The sequence below is a fragment of the Lewinella sp. 4G2 genome (genome assembly GCF_001625015.1).
Lineage (GTDB): Bacteria > Bacteroidota > Bacteroidia > Chitinophagales > Saprospiraceae > Neolewinella.
The window spans coordinates 40,841-59,929 of record NZ_LVWJ02000011.1; the positions used below are offsets into that span (position 1 = coordinate 40,841).

Consider the following 19,089-nt stretch of genomic DNA (forward strand, 5'->3'; position numbering starts at 1 on the left):
CTAGATCACGGACTTTAGCGCTTGCTCAATGCTTGCCGCACCCCGCAGGCCAACGGCAGCGATGTTTCCTTCGCGATCGATCAGGAAGGTCTTGGGGATGCCACGGACGCCGTATTCCCGGCCAGCAGTGGAATCCCATTTCTTTAGCTCACTGACGTGGTAGGGCCAAACCAGGTTATCCTGTGCAATGGCGCTTGTCCAACGATTTTTGGAATTCGCCGTAGCCTTCGCTATTTGATCGGGATTCATGTTTCCAGTACGACGGGCATCAAGACCATCGAGGCTGACGCTGTAGATGGTGAAGCCATCATCCTTGTACTTATTGTAAACCTTAACCACATTAGGGTTTTCGGCCCGGCAGGGGCGGCACCAGCTCGCCCAGAAGTCGAGTAGAACCACCTGCCCCTTCAGATCGGAGAGTTTGTAAGTTTTGCCATCCGGACTTTCCATGGCAATATCTGGAGCAGGTTGGCCAACCTGAATACGTTCTCCGGCTCGTTGCGCCGTCGCCTGCTTTTCTAATGCATCGATGTACTGCAGGTAGGTTACCCGGTTAGGATTACTGGCGGGTAAGCGTTTGACAACCTCCTGGTGGATGGGCAAGCCCGCAGCGCCCGACCGGCCAAGGACGGAGTAGGCAACGAAGGCTGCGGTATTAGGGTCCTTTACCTCACCAATAAGCGCCTGGATTTCCTCCACCTTCATCTGTCCCTGGCGCAAGGTCTGCATGGTGGACTGCAGTTCAGCCGTTGCCGGTGAACCTTCAACCGAGAAAGTATAGGTATTGAGATCCGTCAAATTTCCTTTGATCTCCACTACCGGGCTGTCTTCCGTGATGCTAAGGAAAGCCGTTTGAGCACCGATGCGAAGCTGATAAACTCCGGGCTCTAACCCTTCTACGAAACCGAGCGCAAAAGAACCATCAGGGCCAATGGCAGCGGACGCCTTTTCTTTTGCGGGTTTAGCGATCATTAGTTGATCGAGTGCGACCTGAAGGTTTTCTGCACCCGTTAATTGGCCCTTAATTAGGGTGCCAGTCGGCTCAGTCTTACAAGCAGCGAAGCTTAACAGCAGAAAGAATCCGAAAATGATATTTGTGAACTTCATAAGTTTGATGTGATTGAGAAACACTACGTTTCTGTCAGCAAATATAAAGATGGCCGCCATCTACTACACTTGTAGTGGCCGATGACTAACAGCTCATTAACAGGAACGTGTCGCCGTAAATTTACTGCGTGTCTTTTGTGATTCCCAGTCGCAGTAATACCGAAGAGCAATTTACATAGCCTTCTGGCTGCTCACAAAGTTGCTGCCCTTAGGCTTCAAGTAGGGCACCCAGCGTCAACTGGTGCATGGTCATGAACTCATCCAATTCACCCCATTTTTCACCGTCGACGGTGATATCATCACCACGCACTACACCGAGTACGGTGAAGCCGATGCCCCGGTCACGAAGTAGGTCTTCCAGCTTGGCCGTTTGGTGGTCAGCAGCTGATACGACTACGCGGCCCTGAGCTTCTCCAAACCAGAAAGCATCCTTGCGGAAAGCCTTATCGGAGGTGACGTCGAACCCGTGACCGCCTTCAATAGCGGATTCTACGATGGATTGAAACAGACCTCCATCCGCCACGTCGTGGGCAGATTGGATCAATTCTTCCTGGATCAAAGTAGAGATAGCCGCGTGTAACGCCTGTTCCTCTTCCAGATCGAAGTAGGGAGCGGGGCTGTGCTCCACGCCGTGGATGCGCCGCAGGTATTCACTGGAGCTGATATCATTGTGGCTATCCCCCACGAGGTAGATGATGTCGTTCTGGTCCTTAAACCCGAGCGTCATTCGGCGCTTGAGGTTTTCGACGATGCCCAGCATACCGATGGTTGGCGTAGGATATACCGGCTCGACGCGGCCGCCTTCGTACTGGCTCTGGTTGTAGAAGCTTACGTTACCACCCGTCACCGGGGTGTTGAAAGCCCGGCAGGCATCCCCCATCCCCTTGATGGCATTGACGAATTGGTAGAAGGCTTCCTTGTTGTAAGGGTTACCAAAGTTGAGACAGTTAGTAATGGCTACCGGCGTACCACCCGAACATACAATGTTACGCGCTGCTTCCGCTACGGCAATCATCGCGCCTTCGTAGGGGTCAGCATACACGTAGGTTGAGTTACAGTCGGTCGTGACCGCCAGGGCTTTTTCAGATCCCTTCACGCGAACCAGAGCTGCATCGGAAGATTCATTCTCGGACATGGAGTTCGTCCGGACGGTGCCGTCATACTGGTCGGTCACCCATTTCTTGGACACCAGGTTGGGAGACATAAAGGTCTTCCGGGCGGTGGCTGCCATATCTTCCGGTACGGCGATATCATCTAACTTGAAGGCATCCACTTTATCGAGGTAAGCGGGGCGCTGGGTTTCGCGTTCGTAAACCGGCGCTCCACCACCAAGGACGAGGGGCTCGGAGGGAACGTCCGCAACCAATTCGCCGCCTGCGTAGAATTCCAGGCGGCCGGTGTCCGTCACTTCACCAATCTGCTCACATTCCAGGTCCCACTTGTCAAAGACGGCCAGAAGTTCTTTCTCCATACCCTTCTTGCAAACGATGAGCATCCTTTCCTGGCTTTCGCTGAGGAGAATTTCCCACGGCTTCATATTCTTCTGGCGGGTTGGTACCTTATCCAGATCGATGATCATACCCGTACCCGATTTAGCGGACATTTCCGAAGTGGAGCAGGTGATACCGGCAGCGCCCATATCCTGCATGCCCACCACGGCACCGGTGGTGATGACTTCAAGGCTGGCCTCCAGCAATAGCTTTTCCTGGAAAGGATCACCTACCTGAACGGCGGGGAGATCTTCGGCGCTATCTTCCGTTAGGTCAGCGGAAGAGAAGGTTGCTCCGTGAATACCATCCTTTCCGGTGGCGGATCCAACGATAAAAACCGGATTGCCCGGGCCATCCGCCGAGGCGCTTACCGTTTCTCCGTGCTTGACGATGCCAACGGACATGGCGTTCACCAAAATATTCTGATTGTAGCTGGGGTGGAAAACCACCTCACCGCCTACTACCGGGACACCAAAACAGTTGCCGTAGTCGCCAATACCACGCACTACCCCATCAACGAGATGGCGGGTGTGGGGTAACGATGGGTCACCAAAACGCAGGCTGTTCAGCGAGGCGATGGGCCGCGCACCCATGGTAAAAATGTCGCGGTGAATCCCTCCTACACCCGTGGCCGCTCCCTGGTAGGGTTCCAGCGCGCTGGGGTGGTTGTGCGACTCAATTTTAAAGGCGCAGGCCAGCCCGTCACCAATGTCGACGAGGCCCGCATTTTCTTCCCCGGCACCGACGAGCAGTCGTTCCCCGTCGCGTGGAAGCGTCTTCAACCACATGATGGAGTTCTTGTAGGAGCAGTGCTCGGACCACATCACGGAGAAGATGCTCAACTCGTTAAAGTTGGGGACGCGCCCCATGATCTCAACAATTTTCTCGTACTCAGATTCGATGAGACCAAGGTTCTTTGCTACCTCGAGATCCACTTTAATTTCGGTTGCGGCCGCCATATCAACAGGGGTATTGGGTTAAGCGGCAAAGGTAGCAAAGTATAACGGGGAATGATAACCTTGTTGGGGTTACTATTGGAGAGAGGGGCGGCTTATAAAGCGGGAGGGAGGGGGGTGGTTTTTGGTGGGAATTGTCCTTACTCAAACATGGTAGAATGGACCAGCACGATAATGTAAAATGGCGATCCCGACGTTGAAGAATAGGTCAATGACAGATTGTAGAATGGACCAGCACGTCGTTGTAGAATAGGCCACCATGACGTTGTAGAATGGGCCACCTGCCGGTGTGCCATCGCTACGCAGGCCGGCCCTTCGGGGAGGGTAGGTTTAGGGGAGCAAGGCTGAATCATAGTAGAATGGGCCACCTGACGGTGTGCCATCGCTACGCAGGCCGGCCCTTCGGGGCGGGCAGTCTGTGGTTAAAGGTCGCGGACGGAGTTACGATCGGTGATCACGTCGCGCAGTTCGCGGAGGAAGGCAACCTTATTTTCGCTGAGGTGGCTTTTGAGGGCTTCCTTGATGGTGACGAAGGTGCCCTCTTCCATGTTGAGGAACTTGCCGGCTAATTCACTACCCTCTTCGAAAAGCATGGTTTTGAGGGAAGGAATTTCGTGCCAATCGGCTTCGACGGCAACCGCTTCTTCGCGGTCCGTACCGGGTTCCAGCTCGATCATTTCCGGGTGGGCGTTTACTTCCACCTCACCTCCGGGCAGGCCCCACTCCTTGGATTTGTTGTGGACGAATACCTCCAGCCCACGCTCGCGGAAACGGTAGATGATGAGACTTGCTTTTTTTCGTAAACCCACGGGGAGATTGTTTTCGACGGGAAGCTTGGCGATTGGACTTTCTAATCCAATGCCATAATTAGGCAACCTGCGGTATCGTTTAGTGCATCCGTAACGGTAGATGACTAACATCGTTCACGCAAAGATAAGGTAGTCCTTGTCTTTTATCCGGCCCGCAAGAATAGATACCCTTACTTTGGAGGCCCCTACTTCACCAATATAATCGGCATGCGCTTCACGTTTTCTCTCTTACTCGCCCTCTTCCTGTGCACCTGCGTCAGCGCCCAAAAGAATGACCTGAAAGACCTCCCCGGGGCCTGGGAGAGCAACTACGTTGATGCGGATGGCCGCCCGGCAAAATTGAATATGATCATCGCTGCGAACCACTTCAGCTTGGTCGCCTACTACCCCGACGATGGAGAATTCATCGCTACCCTGGGCGGAAAGTGGCAGGCGGACTGGCAAAATATGAGCGTTACCTACGAATACGAATCGGCGGAAAGTAGCCAGGTGGGCCGTACGGTAGTCATGCCCTACGACCTCTCGGGTAACATCCTCGTGTTTAACGGCAACCGCTTCTGGACGCGAGTTGACCAACCTACAGATGGAGCACTCGCCGGCGCCTGGGAGATTACCGGGCGGATGCAGGATGGGGAAATGCAGGACCTCTCCGCCCGCCGCGACGGGCCCCGAAAAACGATGAAAATCCTTTCCGGCACTCGCTTTCAGTGGATCGCGTACAACACCGAGACCGGCGAATTCAAAGGCACTGGTGGCGGCACCTACACAGCCGGCGACAACGGGATCTACGCCGAAAAAATCGAGTTCTTTAGCCGTGACCAGGCAAAGGTGGGTAGACAATTAGGCTTTGACTGGCAACTGGAGGATGGTAATTGGATTCATCGAGGTTCCAGTTCTGCGGGAAAGGCCATCCACGAAATCTGGAGTAAACGCCGGTAGCAAGACCACCAGTCAACAATTGAAAAGCCCCTGAGTACGGTAACTCAAGGGCTTTTTCAATTTGGCCTGGGTGGCCCCAGCAAGACTCGAACTTGCATTTTCAGTTTAGGAAACCAACGTTCTATCCCTTGAACTATGGGGCCGGAAGGGTAGTCTATAGTCTATAGTCCTTTGGTTCTCCAGGCGGTCTCAAAACCGAGCGCAGCGACATTTTGAGATTCCTGGAGCGGCCGGTCCTCTACCGAGCCCAAAGATAAACCGCTACTTATTTTTCGCCAACCTTGATGCCTAACTCGGTTGCCGGAGCAAAATTGAGGGCAGCGCCGTTGATACAGTAGCGCAAACCAGTAGGTTCGGGGCCGTCGGGGAAGACGTGGCCCTGGTGGCCGCCGCAACGGGCGCAGCTAACTTCGACGCGCTTCATGCCGTAGCGGTAGTCCTCGTCCTGCTGAATGTAGGTGGGTTCGATGGGCTGGTAAAAGCTGGGCCAGCCGGTGCCGGATTTAAATTTTGTATCGGAGGAAAACAAGGGCAAACCACACGCGGCGCAGGTGAATATGCCCGCCCGCTTTTCGTCGTTCAGCGGGCTGGTGAAGGAGCGTTCGGTGCCATCTTCCCGCAAGATATTGTAAGCCTGCGGTGAGAGGCGCTCCTTCCAGTAGCTATCCGGCTGGTCAATTTTTTCCACTACGCCCGGCTCAGCGGGTGGGTCATACTTGAAGTCCATCTCATTTTCGATCACCGTAGCGGTATCTCCGGATGCCGTAGTGGTGACGGTCTGAGAGTTACAGGATGCCGTAAAAAGCAATAATAAAGCAGACAGGGATAAGATGAACGAGCGCATAATTCGTAGTTGTTTGTAGCACAACGCCAAGCCCAGCCGGTAAGGTTCGAGCAATTTCTTAAGAAGTAGCATTGCGGACACCTTGCCCACACATTTCTTTAAGACCGGGGCGCTGCCGCAGGTGCCAGGTAATGGGGGATACGGTACCGAACCACAACCAATCACCGGCGTTGCTGAGGTATGAATGACATCAAAAACAAGACCGCCTACATCACCGGCGGCAGCAAGGGCATTGGCTACAGCGTAGCCGCGGAAATCATGAAAGCCGGCGGCAACGCCATCGTGACCAGCCGCAGCCAATCCGCCGCCGATGAGGCCGCGGAAAAACTGAACAGTGCCGGATACTCAGGAAAAGCACTTGGCTTGGAAGCGGACGTCCGTAACCTGGAAAGCCAGCAACGCGCTGTGGCAAAGGGCAAAGAAACCTTTGGCAGCGTGGACGTAGTCGTAGCAAACGCCGGCGTTGGCCACTTCGCCAACATTACCGACCTGACCGCAGACCAATGGGCCGAAACCATCGATATTAACCTAACCGGCGTCTTCAACTCCGTAAAGGCAGGGCTGGATGAGCTCATTCGGAACGAAGGCTACCTGATCACCATCGCCTCCTTGGCGGGGACCAACTTTTTCAAGACTGGTTCGGCGTACAACGCCAGCAAGTTTGGATTGGTCGGTTTCACCCAGGCCGTAATGCTGGACGTGCGCGATAAGGGCGTTAAGGTGTCCACCATCATGCCAGGTAGCGTGGCTACCTTTTTCAACGACCATACCCCGTCAGAAAAAGATGCGTGGAAAATCCAACCGGAGGACATCGGGCAAATCGTCGTGGATCTACTGCGGATGCCCGCGCGGACCTTACCCAGCAAGGTAGAAGTAAGGCCTTCTACCCCAAAGCCCTCGTAGACTATCGTTGATTGAAGAATGCTAATTAAAGCCCGTGACGCACTCGCCGTTACGAGCTTTAATTATCTCCCCGCATCTTATCCAGCAAGTTGGACAGGATGGTGGCCTCTTCATCGTTGAGGTTTCCCAAACTCTCCTCGACGTTAGCCTCTACGGAATGGCTGGCCGCTTCTAGTACTTCGAGGCCCTTCTCCGTGATTCGGATGTCTACTTGACGGCGGTCGGTCGGGCACTGGTCGCGCTGGACCAATCCCTTTTCCTTCAACTTATCAACCAGACGAGAGGCGTTGCTCATTTTATCGAGCATCCTTTCGGTGAGAAGCTTGATGGTGGAAGGCCGATCTCCCCTACCCCGTAGGATTCGCAGGATATTGAATTGCTGTAGACTAAGGCCGTGCGGCTTCAGGGCTAACATCGTGCGGTTATTCAACCAGTTGGACGTGTACAGAATATTCACTTGCATCCGGTGGAGGGAATTACGAAACTTGGGCTGTTGGATGGCTTCTTCGATAGTAGGCATGCACAAAGGATTAGGACCGAATTACGATTGTAATTATTACAAATGTATACACATTAAATACAAAAGGTGCAGTCTGGTTCACTGCCCGGCCACGAATAAGTGTTTGTCTGCTTGCATCAGCTTCCCAAATCGGAGATCCCTTAATATCCGGGGAAGGATTGGGTAAGAAACCGTGCCTGCGAAACAGTGCGCACCCCTACTTTCGTGGGAAAGTAATTGGCAATGAAGATTCTGATCATCGGTGGCGGTAATATGGGCAAGACCTACGCAAAGAGCTTGCTACGCGCCCACCTCGTCAAGCAGGAAGACCTCATGATCCTGGAAAAGGATGGCCCCAAAGCGAATACACTCCGTGAAGAAAAGCTCGGCGTGATCCACACGGACCCTACCTCCTGCCTGAACGTTGCCGATCTGATCATTCTCGCAGTTAAGCCGCAGAATTGCCCTTCTTTATTCAAGACGCTCCGCCCCGCCACCGATCCACAACAGGTGTACCTGTCCATCATGGCCGGGGTAACGATTGAATCCATCCAGCGAGGGCTGGGCGTGGAAAAAGTTATTCGGGCCATGCCCAACCTTCCCGCGCAGATCGGACTGGGCATGACCAGTTACACGGCCAGCGATGCGGTGACGCGGATTGAATTGGTCCTCGTCCAGAACCTCCTCAACACGACGGGAAAAGCCATCTACGTATCGACTGAGCGAGCCATCGACGCGACTACGGCCATTTCCGGCAGCGGCCCCGCCTACGTGCTGTACTTCATGGAAGCTATGATTGAAGCCGCGGCCGAGATGGGTTTCTCCAGCAGCGAGGCCGAACTTCTCGTTGCCCAGACCTTCCGCGGTGCGGTGGAGCTGCAGATGAAGAATGATCTCACGTGTGAGGAGTGGATCCAACGGGTTTCCAGCAAGGGGGGCACCACGGAGGCCGCCATGAATAGTTTCCGGGCTACTTCCGTATTTGAGGACATCAAAAACGGTGCGAAGGCCGCCCTCGCCAGAGCGGAAGAATTGGGGCGGGAAGAGTAGCCGTTGTTATTGACGTAAGCGTTGATCCGAAGAATCCCGCGCTCCCTTTGCTTATGTATGGCGTCCTTATCTTTGCGTCATGCCCAAACTGAAGAATTCCCATCTCCCGCTGATCCTGGTCCTGATCGTTGCCGCCGTGGCTACCCGCCTGCTGCCGCATCCGCCAAACTTCGTCCCCGTTGGAGCAATGGCCCTCTTCGGTGCAGCCGCGCTACCTAAAAAATGGATGGCGGTATTGGTTCCCCTGGCGGCCTTCTACCTCAGCGATCTGGTGCTGAACAACGTCGTGTACGCCGCTTACTTTGAGGGCTTGTACTTCGGCGCGGATCCCTTCATCTACGGAGGTATCCTACTAATGGTTCTTTTGGGGCTGGGTGTCCTCCGGTCCCAAAAGTTCAACTGGCTACGCATTGGTGGGGCTGCCATCGGGGCAACGGCCATATTTTTCCTCCTCAGCAATTTCGGGGTGTGGGTCAGTGGCACGATGTACCCTAAAACAGCCGGCGGATTGGGACTGGCTTACGTAGCTGGCCTCCCCTTCCTGTTGAATAGCTTACTCGCCAATCTCGTCTTCAGCGGTATCCTTTTCGGCGCGGGGAAGGCACTGGGTGTGTTCAACGGAGATCGGTTGGGGGAACCGGCCTACGCAACTTCCCCGATCAAGTAGTCCAATTTGTTCGCTTCGCTCCATTCTACTCGCTACAGCCTATCCCTATCGGGGTTAGCTCTGTTCCTACTGCTGAGCACCTGCGTCAGCGCCCAAATCGTCAACATCGAGGACAAACGGCGGAGTCTGGACAGCCTGGGGTGGCACGGGCAAATTGATCTCGGGGCGAACCTGACCAAGAACACCAATTCGGTAACTACCCTGCAGGGCGCACTGCGGCTGGACCGGCTCGGAGAACGCGGCAACGTCCTCCTACTCAGCGATTACCGGCTGGTTCAGGTGAGTGGAAGAAACGCCGTCAACGCCGGGTTTCTGCACTTGCGTTACGGCTACGAACCGAAGGATAAATGGCGGTGGGAGAGCTTCACGCAGATCCAGTACAACGAGCAATTACGGCTGACGCTGCGGTACCTGATCGGTACGGGTGTCCGGCGGAGGCTATACAAAATCAACGGATACCGAGCTTACGTGGGCGCGCTGTACATGTACGAATACGATGAGTTGAGCGAGTCCAGCATCATCTATCGGGACCACCGGCTGAGTAATTATCTCACCCTCCGATTCCCGTTGACGGATGACATTACCATCTCCAGCACCTCTTATTACCAACCGCGTTTGCCGGAGTTTAATCTCGCCCGGCTCTCCACCGTAACCTCCCTGGTGATGGCTTTCAATAAGCGCCTTCGCCTCACGAGTACTTTCAACCTGACCTACGACGAGCGCATTAACCGTGATTTGCCGGAGGTACCCATCACCACCTACAGTTGGGTAAATGGGCTCAGGTACACCTTCTAATGCTCCTACCAAAAGCACCGATTACCAGCCATACCGTATCTTGAGCACCAGCCCTAATAGGATGATTACTCGCTACACTTTGCGATCCCGGGCAACCAGCAAAAGTTTAATTTGATGAAGGGTAACTATAAGTTCACCAAATTCCCGATCGAAGGTGATACCCAGGAATCTACGGCGGCGGAACTTTTGGAACTACTCGATACCAACTGCCGCCAGAACGGTCTCCTCCCCACCGATAACGCTAGCGATGCGCACTTCGTCGCTTTAGTGATGCTCGGGGAAGCGAATTGGGTCCATTTCGATTCAAAAGGCCACTACCAAGCCCTTGACGAGACGGACTACCTACCCGTCATCCACGACCTCAGTAAATGGCGAGATTCAGTTACCTGTTGGGTCTACGGCAAACACGGCTACACCCTGCGCCGCTATCACCTGGGTCACCTCAAAGGCCAGTGGGCCAATCTGAACGCTACGAATGAGTTCGACTCGATGGACGAAGCGGAAGATTGGTTGCCCCGCTTCGAAAATTGGAAAGATCTCGTACAGGAAGACGTCACGGAACAGACCTTTTATCAATCCTTACCGCCGCCTACGGTTGCCGGAAGTCCCGTGCCAACCTACTCCACTCCCCCCGCCGAGATACCACAACGAATAGCAAATCTTTTCGGATGGGACGAGCGGTTCAACGATGCCAGTGTAGTCGTCGATCCGGCTAACAGCCCTGACTTGGTCCGCTTTGGTTACCGGTCCGCCACTGGTGACTACGCCAACGAAAACCTCGGTGTGCGCACGTTTGTCCGCTGCTACGCCCACCCCGATCCGCAAGACCGCTACAGCCGTCATTGGAATAAATAACTACGCGTCGCACCTTAAACTTTGGCTGTATTCATGAACGATCTAGTTAGCTGGATGGGCTCTACTTTATTTAAGCCCGTGCCTCCCGTGGATTTAGCCGGACGATCCTGTGTTTCGTTAGATCTTTCTAGTACTAATTTTGCCCTTCCAGAGCTTTCGCATCTAGACCGTCTGCCGGCTTTCGAAGAGAAGATTACGGCACTGCTCACCGCGCAGCGGGCAGATTTTGGTATTGGCGGTTATGGCGAAGTCCGATCCCTGTACACGACGGATGACTTCTCGGTACTAAGCAACGGCCGCAAGACTTACCGTACCGTCCACCTCGGCATCGACGTGTGGGGGGCAGCCAGTACACCCGTTGTGGCGCCACTGGACGGCAAGGTATACCTGGCTTTTCGGGATGCTACCACGGGTGGCTATGGACCCACTTTAATTTTGGAGCATCGGGGGCCAGGCAACCTACCGTTTTATACCCTCTACGGTCATTTAGATGAATCCAGTTTGACTGATATGTGGGCGCTGCCGCAGGTGCGATCGGGGGACCAGATCGCCACCTTCGGAGGTACGGAGGTGAATGGAAACTGGCCACCCCACCTCCATTTTCAGGTGATAACGGACTGGCTGAGTTATGAACCAGCAGACTTTCCGGGAGTAGCACTCGCTAGCGACGCGGAACGACTGCTGGCCGTGTGCCCGGACCCCGCACCGTTCTTTGGATAGGTTCTTAAATGATTCAACTTAAGCCGACTAAAGGACGGCCCGCTCCAGTTTATTGAGGTACTGGCTACTCGTCTCCTTCAAGTAGATCCCCAGGCTGATCGCTGTTTTATCCAGTAGATTAACGTCGAAGAACTCATAGTCCAGGTGGTGTTCCCGGCCGGAGGTCAATTCCTCCCGCTGGCGGACGATGAGCTCATACTCCGAAACGCTAATGTTATCGACGCCGCCAGCGTTGACGTAGGTCTTGATCCGGCGCTCGGTATCCTTCAGACCGGTGTGTAAAATCTGCAGGTTGTTACAAGCATCCGCCAGCACCCTGCGCTGGAGGTTGATTCCATTGATAGCCCGAGTGATGTCGGACTGCACGGCTCGGTCTGTTTTTTCAACGGAGTAATAGTTCTTGTCGATATCCCGATTGAATTGCTGTACCGTTGCTAAATGGAGAATGGCCAGTTCTCGCATCGGAGCGGCAATCAGGCGAAATTTCTTCTCCTTCAGTGCGTGGTACTGCCGCTCGCCGGCAAGTGATCCCCTATCCTGAGGGTCATCCATGATGAAAAACATGCGGGCCACGTTACTCTTCACCTTGTGATCCGCTACGGAAAGCTGGCTCAGTAACTGACTGAATTTGGCGGCCTGCACATTGAATGCTTCAATATCCTCCAGGATCTCATCGAGCGGTTCGGGGCCGGTATTCAGGAATCGAGGATCATCAAGATCAACCGTCGGTTTGAACCCACTTGTTTCCGCTTTCGGCGTTGACCGCTGCTCACCGTCTTCAGACTTCAGGATATCGTCGTAGGGGTTAGGCATGCTGCACGGATTGAAGGATGAATACCAAAACTACAAACTGCGGGCCGTTCGGTTTGAAAATACGGTGGCCACCTTCAATCAGTTGATCGAAGGTGGCCACCGGAATTGCTACTAAGCCTGCCGGCTTAATTGGTTTGAAGAATTAGTCACGGCTACCGTCCCAGAAGAAGCTGCCACAGTCAACCAGCAGGATCGTCGCTACGGTACGCGCAACTACCGGGCCACAGGGGCCAGGCTGCTCATCACCGACGAAACGCAGGTTTACGAATCCAGCCTCAATGTCACGTGGTCCGGGAATGTACCGCGCCCGACCGGGCACCGTACCGTCCGTGACGAACTCACCGTCACCCAGGCTTTGGAATTCACCGCTTGCATCGGCTGGCGTCAACTGGATCTGTTCGCCCAGGTTGAAGCCCGTCGTACAGCCCGTGAAGTCCGTCAGTTCAGCCATCACAGCTTCTTCCACCGTTATGTTAAGCGTGGACGTGCCCATACACTGACCGTCGTTGAAGGAGAATTCTACGTCGTAGCTCATGTCCTGCTGCAGGTCGGTAATGACCGGCTCAACACTGTTCGGGTTCTCGATACCAACGGGGTTGATGATCTCAACGGTAATGTCTTCCTGCAGGGCCTGTGGGATATTGAGGTCAACTACCTGCGATCCCATATTACATACCGCGTAATCGTAGGGACCGAAGTCCAGATCGGGTACAGAAGAGAAGCCAATAGATTTCTCCAGGCTACAGGAACCGAAGGCGCCCGTGATGTTCAGCGGAACGGGAGCGTCCTCACCAAAGCCGGGGTTCAAGCTTACCGTCACTTCATTCGTCATCTCATCAACCGTCACCGTTCCGGCGCTTAATGGCTCGAAAGCGTAGTTAAGGTCTGCACACAGACCACCGAAGGTGAAGGGCTCACCGGGACAAAGGACTACGTTGTCACCCAGGTCGTCCAGGAAGTCGGGCAGTACTTCGGGGAAGGGAAGTACGGATTCGGAACAGGTACATCCATCAGCCTCGATGACTAGGAGGAGCGGACAGATATCCGCCTGGTTGACACCGGTGAAGGTGCCCATGAAGGTTTCCGTAGCGTCCTTTTCTAGCATTACTGCTTGGACTTGTTCGGTACTAACCATCCGGTCAATATCGCGGTCCAGTTCACCGTCGCCATCTACGTCAGTAAAGAGGCTCAGCGTCACGTCGTCGTCGAAGTCATCGCTTTCGGCGGTGAAGTCGAAAGTGAAATCAACGTCGAATACGCCGGGTACGTCCGTACAGGCGGCATTGAGTGTCGCTTCTTCGGCCGTGACGGCGGGAACTACCTCGAGTTCGAAGTACAAATTATCCGTTGTGCTGACGGGGATCTCACAAACTTCACCGGAAGTAGCACAGGTCACTTCGATGCGCGTGATTACCGTTGCGCCAACGAAGTAGGGGCCACAATCCAAGTCACCCACCACAAATGGAATCTTGAGGCAGACGAAGCCACCTTGCGGCAGTTCAGGAGCGGGGAAGCAGAGTTGCTGATCACCGCTAGAATTGATGTCAGTCGTGGTGATGTCACCCGCTTCCACTTCGTAGCCGGTTGGCGCGATGGCCATCAGGCTGTCGAGGTTGAGGGAGATGCCCGCGGGCAGGCGAACACAAATTTCGGCCTCAGCAATGTCAGCCTTACCGACATTAGCTGCCGTTACGGTGATCGCGTCACCAGCTTCGGAACAGCTCACTGCCAGCGGATCCTGGTCGGCATCCACCTGGAAGAAGACGGCGGGTTCGGTGCCCGGTAGCATCACGTCGATGTTCTGGCTGAAGGCCAGGTCACCTTCGTAGTCAATGGCACAAGCGGCGTCACCACGGGGGCGGCTTACGATGGGTACACCGGAAGTGAAGTCACAACTCGTAGCGGCCGTAAAGGTGATCGTCAGCACCTGGCCGGGCTCGAAGCCGTCGGGGCCGAAGAGTGCGTTGATCTCGGCTTGATCAAAGACGCTTCCCGTACCGAATACGGCGTCGGTGGTCGGGTCGTTCGTGGGGTCAGATAGGGCACTCATGGCACCACCGGTAACGCTACCCATGAAGTTGCTCACGTCGAGCCCTTCGGGGATGTACACTACGGGGTTAAAGTTGCCAATGGGAGAAGTACCGTCGTTGAAGAACTGAATGTCAAACTCTTCTTCAGTACACAGCGGCACGCTCATTGGCTCATCGTAGCTCGTTGAGATATTCGCCTGGCCACCGATGTAGCGGTAGCACTCGCCGGTTGATCCACAGTCAGGCATGAAGGCCACAAAGGCAGCGGCGGCCTGTTCGGCGTCATCGCTACATCCGATGATGGGGAAGGCACAAATTTCGGCGGCGGCACAGAACTCCAAATCAGTCTCTAAATCGAAAACGAAGGCTTCACCGGCGGCAAGGCCGGCAGGGATTACCAGGGCGTAGACCGTGCTGGTGTCCGTTACCAATGCTTGAGTGAACATGAGGTCGTCACCATTGTCGCGGGTGATACCATTGAGTACCGCACCGTTTCCTACGGTAATGGCGATTACGCCTTCCAGTGGAATGGCGGGGTCGTTATTGATTACCGTTGCGGTGTTAACCTCATCCATCATCGGCGCATCCTGCAGCGCACCGCCGGGGGCAATCGTCAATGTAGCCGACTGGGGTTCGGGAGCGTTGATGATCTGGTACATGACCTGGTTGCCAATACTCCGGTGGGGGTTGATCTCATCCATGTCGTTATCGGGGAGACGCTGGAAGGGGAAGTAAAACAAGGTATTATTCCGAGGGATACCATTAAAGAATCCCCGATCTGGGTCAACCAAATCACCGTTGTTATCTCTCACCTTACCATCCCAGTAACCGTCACCTGCGGTAGTACGTTGCCGGTAAGGAAAGAATTCGTAATCCGGTAGGTGCTTATTAGCCCAGGAATAGGTGGCCGTAAGCGTCGGCAAAGGTTCGTCCGCACATACTCGTAGTAGTGGGACTCTAATGACTACACTATCCGTAGTTGGGCCCCCAACGGCAATCAGAGGAATACTACCTCCTACCGTAGTCACGTCATCTTCGCCAAAGTCGAAATTATCGTAACCATCCGCGCGAACACCATCCGCGAACTCAGCGTCCGTAAACCGTACCTGGCCAATCCCAGCGTTGGGTGCAAATGCTGGAACACCACCGACTACTGCGGAATCGACCGCAGTACTTGTATCAGCGAATAGAGGAATTGGATCCTGTCCAATCACGTCCACGAAAGCTCCACCGTTGAAGTAGTAGGGACTAGAGATATCAAGTACAATCTGCTCAATACCCGTGATTGGACGCACCTCGTTTGGGTACCAACCAGCAGGTACGGCGTCATTGACGAATGGAATAGCAATTTCTGCATCACAGCCATCTTCCGAGTACTCAATTCGCGGCTGTGCAGAAATTTGGGGATCAAAGAAATTGAAAACCGTAGGGATCTGAGGGCAACCCTGTTCAAAAACTCCAGCAAAGATATTTGCGCCTCGATTGGAAAATTGCTCCGCAAAGAAGTACCCAGTAAATGTTGTTGGAATTTCTGGATTGGGAGCGCCATTCACCATATCAACCTGTCCGGGGTTATCAATTAAGACAGTAGTCCACACGGCCTCAAATTCGTCGCCGGGCAAAAATTCTCCGCCGATGGCGTCCATAAACTTTTGGGCTGCATTGGCTTCTCCAATTCGCCCCGGATCACCACGAAAAATAAGTTGTAGGCGCTTACCATCTCGCTGATCAAGACTGTTTTCTCCACCACGACTATAAGTATATCCACCATTAGAGAAGCCAGGATTAGACACCTCACCTACTCCATAGGTGTTATCAAATCGAGGGTCAGTCGATTCGCTACCAGCGACTAAGACACCCGTTTGAGCTAATGGCCCATTTATAAGACCGGAAAATTGATTCCCGATGTCAATTCGCATGCCATTTCTGATTAATGTAAATGACTGTAAGCGGGTGAGTTGGTGGTCAAGGACGGTAGGATAATTATCAGCCGCGTTCCAGTTACGGTTTCCTGGAATTTCCATCTGAGTTTCAAAACCAATCTGGCGCCAATCATTATCAGTACCTGCCAACTCACCGTCAAAGCGAGTGCTCATAGCGGCCTGGTCCTGGATACGCCACAGCGTAGTCAGTTCGATGGTGTCACCCGCTAGTACGTTTTTACCTTGAGGGTCAAGGGTATCAATTTCGGGCACTAGGGTAGTACGGGTATCATCTGTGAAACCACGGCTTATCCGTCGGCCGAACACTTGTGTATCTATATAACAATCACAGTCACAGTCATCAGGGTTTGCTTGCAAATTACTGGAGGATCCCGTAAGGGTTGGGCTACAGGCACAGTCACCAGTAGGACAGGTTGATGAAATAGACCCTGCCAAAATGAGAATTTGGAGGGGGGAACAGTAATTCGTATCCAACGTCACGTCAAAGGTGAAGAAATTATCTTGCCCTTCAGCCGATGACCCCGCAGGCCCTGCAATTGTAAAGGTCAATCCTTCCTCAGAATAAATCAACGCAGTGTCAGCATCAGCAATTGGCGTAACCACACCTCCGGTTTCGAAGTTAATGTTGCTAATGACTATGTCATCCGTCAATTGAGGAGTACCCACGAATGAAAATACCCCATTTGCCTGCCCATCGTTATTAGGGCATTCTGTTAATGGGTTGGGACCAAGGTTATACTGAAAACGCAGATTGCGGGTACTCACTAGCGGCACATTACATCCGTTCGTTTCGTTACGCCCGATGAAACCAAAATTGTATCCCTCCAAAGTTCCGGCCAGATCGTCCGTACCGTTAACAAAAGAAGAGGTAGAGGCTGCATTAAACTCAGGAGCGTCGGTATCCGTATCGCGAGCGTTAGTAGCACGCGTACCACAGCCACGACGGCCATCTACGCGGACTTCATTAATCTGACAGTCCTGGTTACTGCCAGCAGCAGGAGGCGTAGCGGAATCTTCAGCATCACACGTAATTTCGTAGAAGTAGCGAAGCGTGAACATGTCACCTGCAGCCAAATCGTCAAAATTACCGTCTCCGTCTAAATCTTGTAGGGTTGAGCTTGTCAGCTCCGAGTTACCGCGCAAATCAATACGAACGGTACCGGCTACATTGGCGGTTGCTACTCCTTGATTTGTAAATTCATCAGCGGTGAACAGACGAACAGCGCTTTCCGGAATTGTACCTTGCTCGTTTCCGTCTTCGTCCAAGACCAGGATACGATCCAAGGCAAATGTTGTGGAAGCACATGCACGCAAGGTGATGATCAGATCCCGGATCTCACCGATCACTTCATCATCATTCGTGGTTCCAATATTTACGTCGAATACGTAAGGAGCGTCCGCACAGACATTGGGCAGGCCATCCTGTGGAAATTCCATATCGTCGGCTTCTACTGCAGTGCGGTCGTACTCGACTGTCAGAAACCCTGGTAGATTAAAGGTATTGCCAACAGTAGCCGTCTCGTTCACATCGGCAGGGCCAGTACACACTTCACCATCACATGCGCTAACGACCGTATAGATCGGGCTGAAGTCAATGTCGGGGTAACACTCTTCAAAAGTATAACAGACCGTTATCGCATCCGTCTCATTGAACATGAGCGGGTCATCACTTAAATCGACGTTGGCTTCGAGACGACCAGTTGCCGCGTCGATAGTAAAGTCCGTGCCTTCTTCCAGGTCGGCACCACCGTACACGACGCGAGTAATCGTGATGCCTTCATCAAAACCGTAATTATCGGCGGTAAAAATGAATCCAGTTGCGCCACTATTAAGGCCGGTGTTGGTGACCGTGATGGCCTGGCAAGCATCATTTCCCGGTAGGCCAAGTTCAACGAGACCAGGCAGCGGTGCTGTAAACTGCACTCGTGGAATAGCAACGTCGCCACCGTAGGTCTCAGGTGCGGTGTACTCTCCTTCACAGGCTACCCCAGCGGCGCTGGTGTACTCCCACTGGTAAGTGATATTTGGTGGATTGGCTTCCAGGTCTGAGCCACACTCCGCGCGAATTCCGAAACAAACATAAACAGCGCCACTATCGCGGCTTACCGAAGAGATCAGGAAGCTGGGTGCTTCCGGGTTTTGTACGGAAATCTCCCGCAAGTCCGTTTCGGAACTGGGGAACACGGCGTCGTCTCCTTCGGGGATTTCGGCGAAACCACCGTATTCAAGACCCTCATCAAAGAGCAATGTTAATTCAATGTCCTGGAGCGGGTCTTCACTCTTCGTGAAGAGAAGAATACAAGTCGTATCGGCTGCGCCACAAACCTCAAGCGCGTCCGGCACTGGGTAGCAATCCGTTCCACGGAGGTCGATGATGCGGAGTTGGTTGGGGTCCGGTGACAAAAAGGGTGCCGTGAACACGAGCTCGCCACTCGTTAACTCAACGGTTGGCATCGTCACGTAGGGATGCTCCGCCGCCAATTCTGCCGTGGAAGCAGCGGGCGTAACGATGAGATTACCCAAATAATTGTCGATGGAACTGGCCGTGAGGGGTAGCGAACCGGCAAAAATTAGTGTCAGACTCAACAACACGAAGCGCTGAAGTCCTGCTTTCAAATTCATCATGAGTTACGATTAAGATCTTAAAACACTGACAATCAAAGTACTGC

The 19,089-nt window shown here is 53.6% G+C and carries 14 protein-coding genes and 1 tRNA gene; 7 read left to right on the top strand and 8 right to left on the bottom strand.

Annotated features, from left to right (window positions below; genetic code table 11):
* From A3850_RS00245 to A3850_RS00255, 3 genes are all read right to left on the bottom strand, one after another.
* Complete coding sequence (locus A3850_RS00245; protein WP_068212643.1) at nucleotides 1–1,107, bottom strand: TlpA disulfide reductase family protein; 1,107 nt, start codon at nucleotides 1,105–1,107, stop codon at nucleotides 1–3.
* A gap of 208 nt (nucleotides 1,108–1,315) precedes the next feature.
* Nucleotides 1,316–3,556, bottom strand: coding sequence for a phosphoribosylformylglycinamidine synthase subunit PurL (purL, locus tag A3850_RS00250; protein ID WP_068212644.1), 2,241 nt, complete (start codon nucleotides 3,554–3,556; stop codon nucleotides 1,316–1,318).
* 419 nt (nucleotides 3,557–3,975) lie between these two features.
* Nucleotides 3,976–4,362 (bottom strand): hypothetical protein, encoded by a 387-nt coding sequence (locus A3850_RS00255; protein ID WP_068213387.1) that lies wholly within the window; start codon nucleotides 4,360–4,362, stop codon nucleotides 3,976–3,978.
* Nucleotides 4,363–4,569: 207 nt separating this feature from the next.
* Here A3850_RS00255 and A3850_RS00260 point away from each other — a divergent pair, with 207 nt between their 5' ends.
* Nucleotides 4,570–5,301 carry a hypothetical protein gene (locus tag A3850_RS00260; RefSeq protein WP_068212646.1) on the top strand — a complete coding sequence of 244 codons (732 nt, stop codon included), beginning with the start codon at nucleotides 4,570–4,572 and terminating at the stop codon, nucleotides 5,299–5,301.
* Between the two features lie 71 nt (nucleotides 5,302–5,372).
* Here A3850_RS00260 and A3850_RS00265 read toward each other — a convergent pair.
* Both A3850_RS00265 and msrB read right to left on the bottom strand, forming a co-directional pair.
* Nucleotides 5,373–5,444 (bottom strand) — tRNA-Arg (locus A3850_RS00265).
* Between the two features lie 122 nt (nucleotides 5,445–5,566).
* On the bottom strand, nucleotides 5,567–6,145 hold the full coding sequence (gene msrB, locus A3850_RS00270) for a peptide-methionine (R)-S-oxide reductase MsrB (RefSeq protein WP_068212649.1): 579 nt from the start codon (nucleotides 6,143–6,145) through the stop codon (nucleotides 5,567–5,569).
* A 180-nt stretch (nucleotides 6,146–6,325) separates the two neighbouring features.
* On the opposite strand from msrB, the gene A3850_RS00275 reads away from it, so the two are divergent.
* Nucleotides 6,326–7,048 (top strand): SDR family oxidoreductase, encoded by a 723-nt coding sequence (locus A3850_RS00275; protein WP_197493952.1) that lies wholly within the window; start codon nucleotides 6,326–6,328, stop codon nucleotides 7,046–7,048.
* A 58-nt stretch (nucleotides 7,049–7,106) separates the two neighbouring features.
* Here A3850_RS00275 and A3850_RS00280 read toward each other — a convergent pair whose 3' ends face one another.
* Nucleotides 7,107–7,568: a MarR family winged helix-turn-helix transcriptional regulator gene (locus A3850_RS00280; protein ID WP_068212652.1), complete on the bottom strand. Its 462-nt coding sequence runs from the start codon at nucleotides 7,566–7,568 to the stop codon at nucleotides 7,107–7,109.
* 222 nt (nucleotides 7,569–7,790) lie between these two features.
* On the opposite strand from A3850_RS00280, the gene proC reads away from it, so the two are divergent.
* From proC to A3850_RS00305, 5 genes are all read left to right on the top strand, one after another.
* The gene (gene proC, locus A3850_RS00285) at nucleotides 7,791–8,597 is read left to right on the top strand and encodes a pyrroline-5-carboxylate reductase (RefSeq protein ID WP_068212655.1); all 807 of its coding nucleotides are present in this window, start codon (nucleotides 7,791–7,793) and stop codon (nucleotides 8,595–8,597) included.
* A 79-nt stretch (nucleotides 8,598–8,676) separates the two neighbouring features.
* Nucleotides 8,677–9,264, top strand: coding sequence for a DUF6580 family putative transport protein (locus A3850_RS00290; RefSeq protein ID WP_068212660.1), 588 nt, complete (start codon nucleotides 8,677–8,679; stop codon nucleotides 9,262–9,264).
* Between the two features lie 6 nt (nucleotides 9,265–9,270).
* Nucleotides 9,271–10,059, top strand: a complete 789-nt coding sequence (locus tag A3850_RS00295) for a DUF481 domain-containing protein (RefSeq protein ID WP_068212663.1) — start codon at nucleotides 9,271–9,273, stop codon at nucleotides 10,057–10,059.
* A 114-nt stretch (nucleotides 10,060–10,173) separates the two neighbouring features.
* Nucleotides 10,174–10,914 (top strand): hypothetical protein, encoded by a 741-nt coding sequence (locus tag A3850_RS00300; protein WP_068212666.1) that lies wholly within the window; start codon nucleotides 10,174–10,176, stop codon nucleotides 10,912–10,914.
* A 33-nt stretch (nucleotides 10,915–10,947) separates the two neighbouring features.
* Nucleotides 10,948–11,634, top strand: a complete 687-nt coding sequence (locus A3850_RS00305) for a peptidoglycan DD-metalloendopeptidase family protein (RefSeq protein WP_082921534.1) — start codon at nucleotides 10,948–10,950, stop codon at nucleotides 11,632–11,634.
* Between the two features lie 27 nt (nucleotides 11,635–11,661).
* On the opposite strand, the gene A3850_RS00310 is transcribed toward A3850_RS00305, so the two are convergent.
* Together A3850_RS00310 and A3850_RS00315 are read right to left on the bottom strand one after the other, a co-directional pair.
* Nucleotides 11,662–12,447, bottom strand: a complete 786-nt coding sequence (locus A3850_RS00310) for a hypothetical protein (RefSeq protein ID WP_068212668.1) — start codon at nucleotides 12,445–12,447, stop codon at nucleotides 11,662–11,664.
* A 142-nt stretch (nucleotides 12,448–12,589) separates the two neighbouring features.
* Nucleotides 12,590–19,036, bottom strand: a complete 6,447-nt coding sequence (locus tag A3850_RS00315) for a hypothetical protein (protein ID WP_197493953.1) — start codon at nucleotides 19,034–19,036, stop codon at nucleotides 12,590–12,592.
* Between the last annotated feature and the right edge of the window lie 53 nt (nucleotides 19,037–19,089).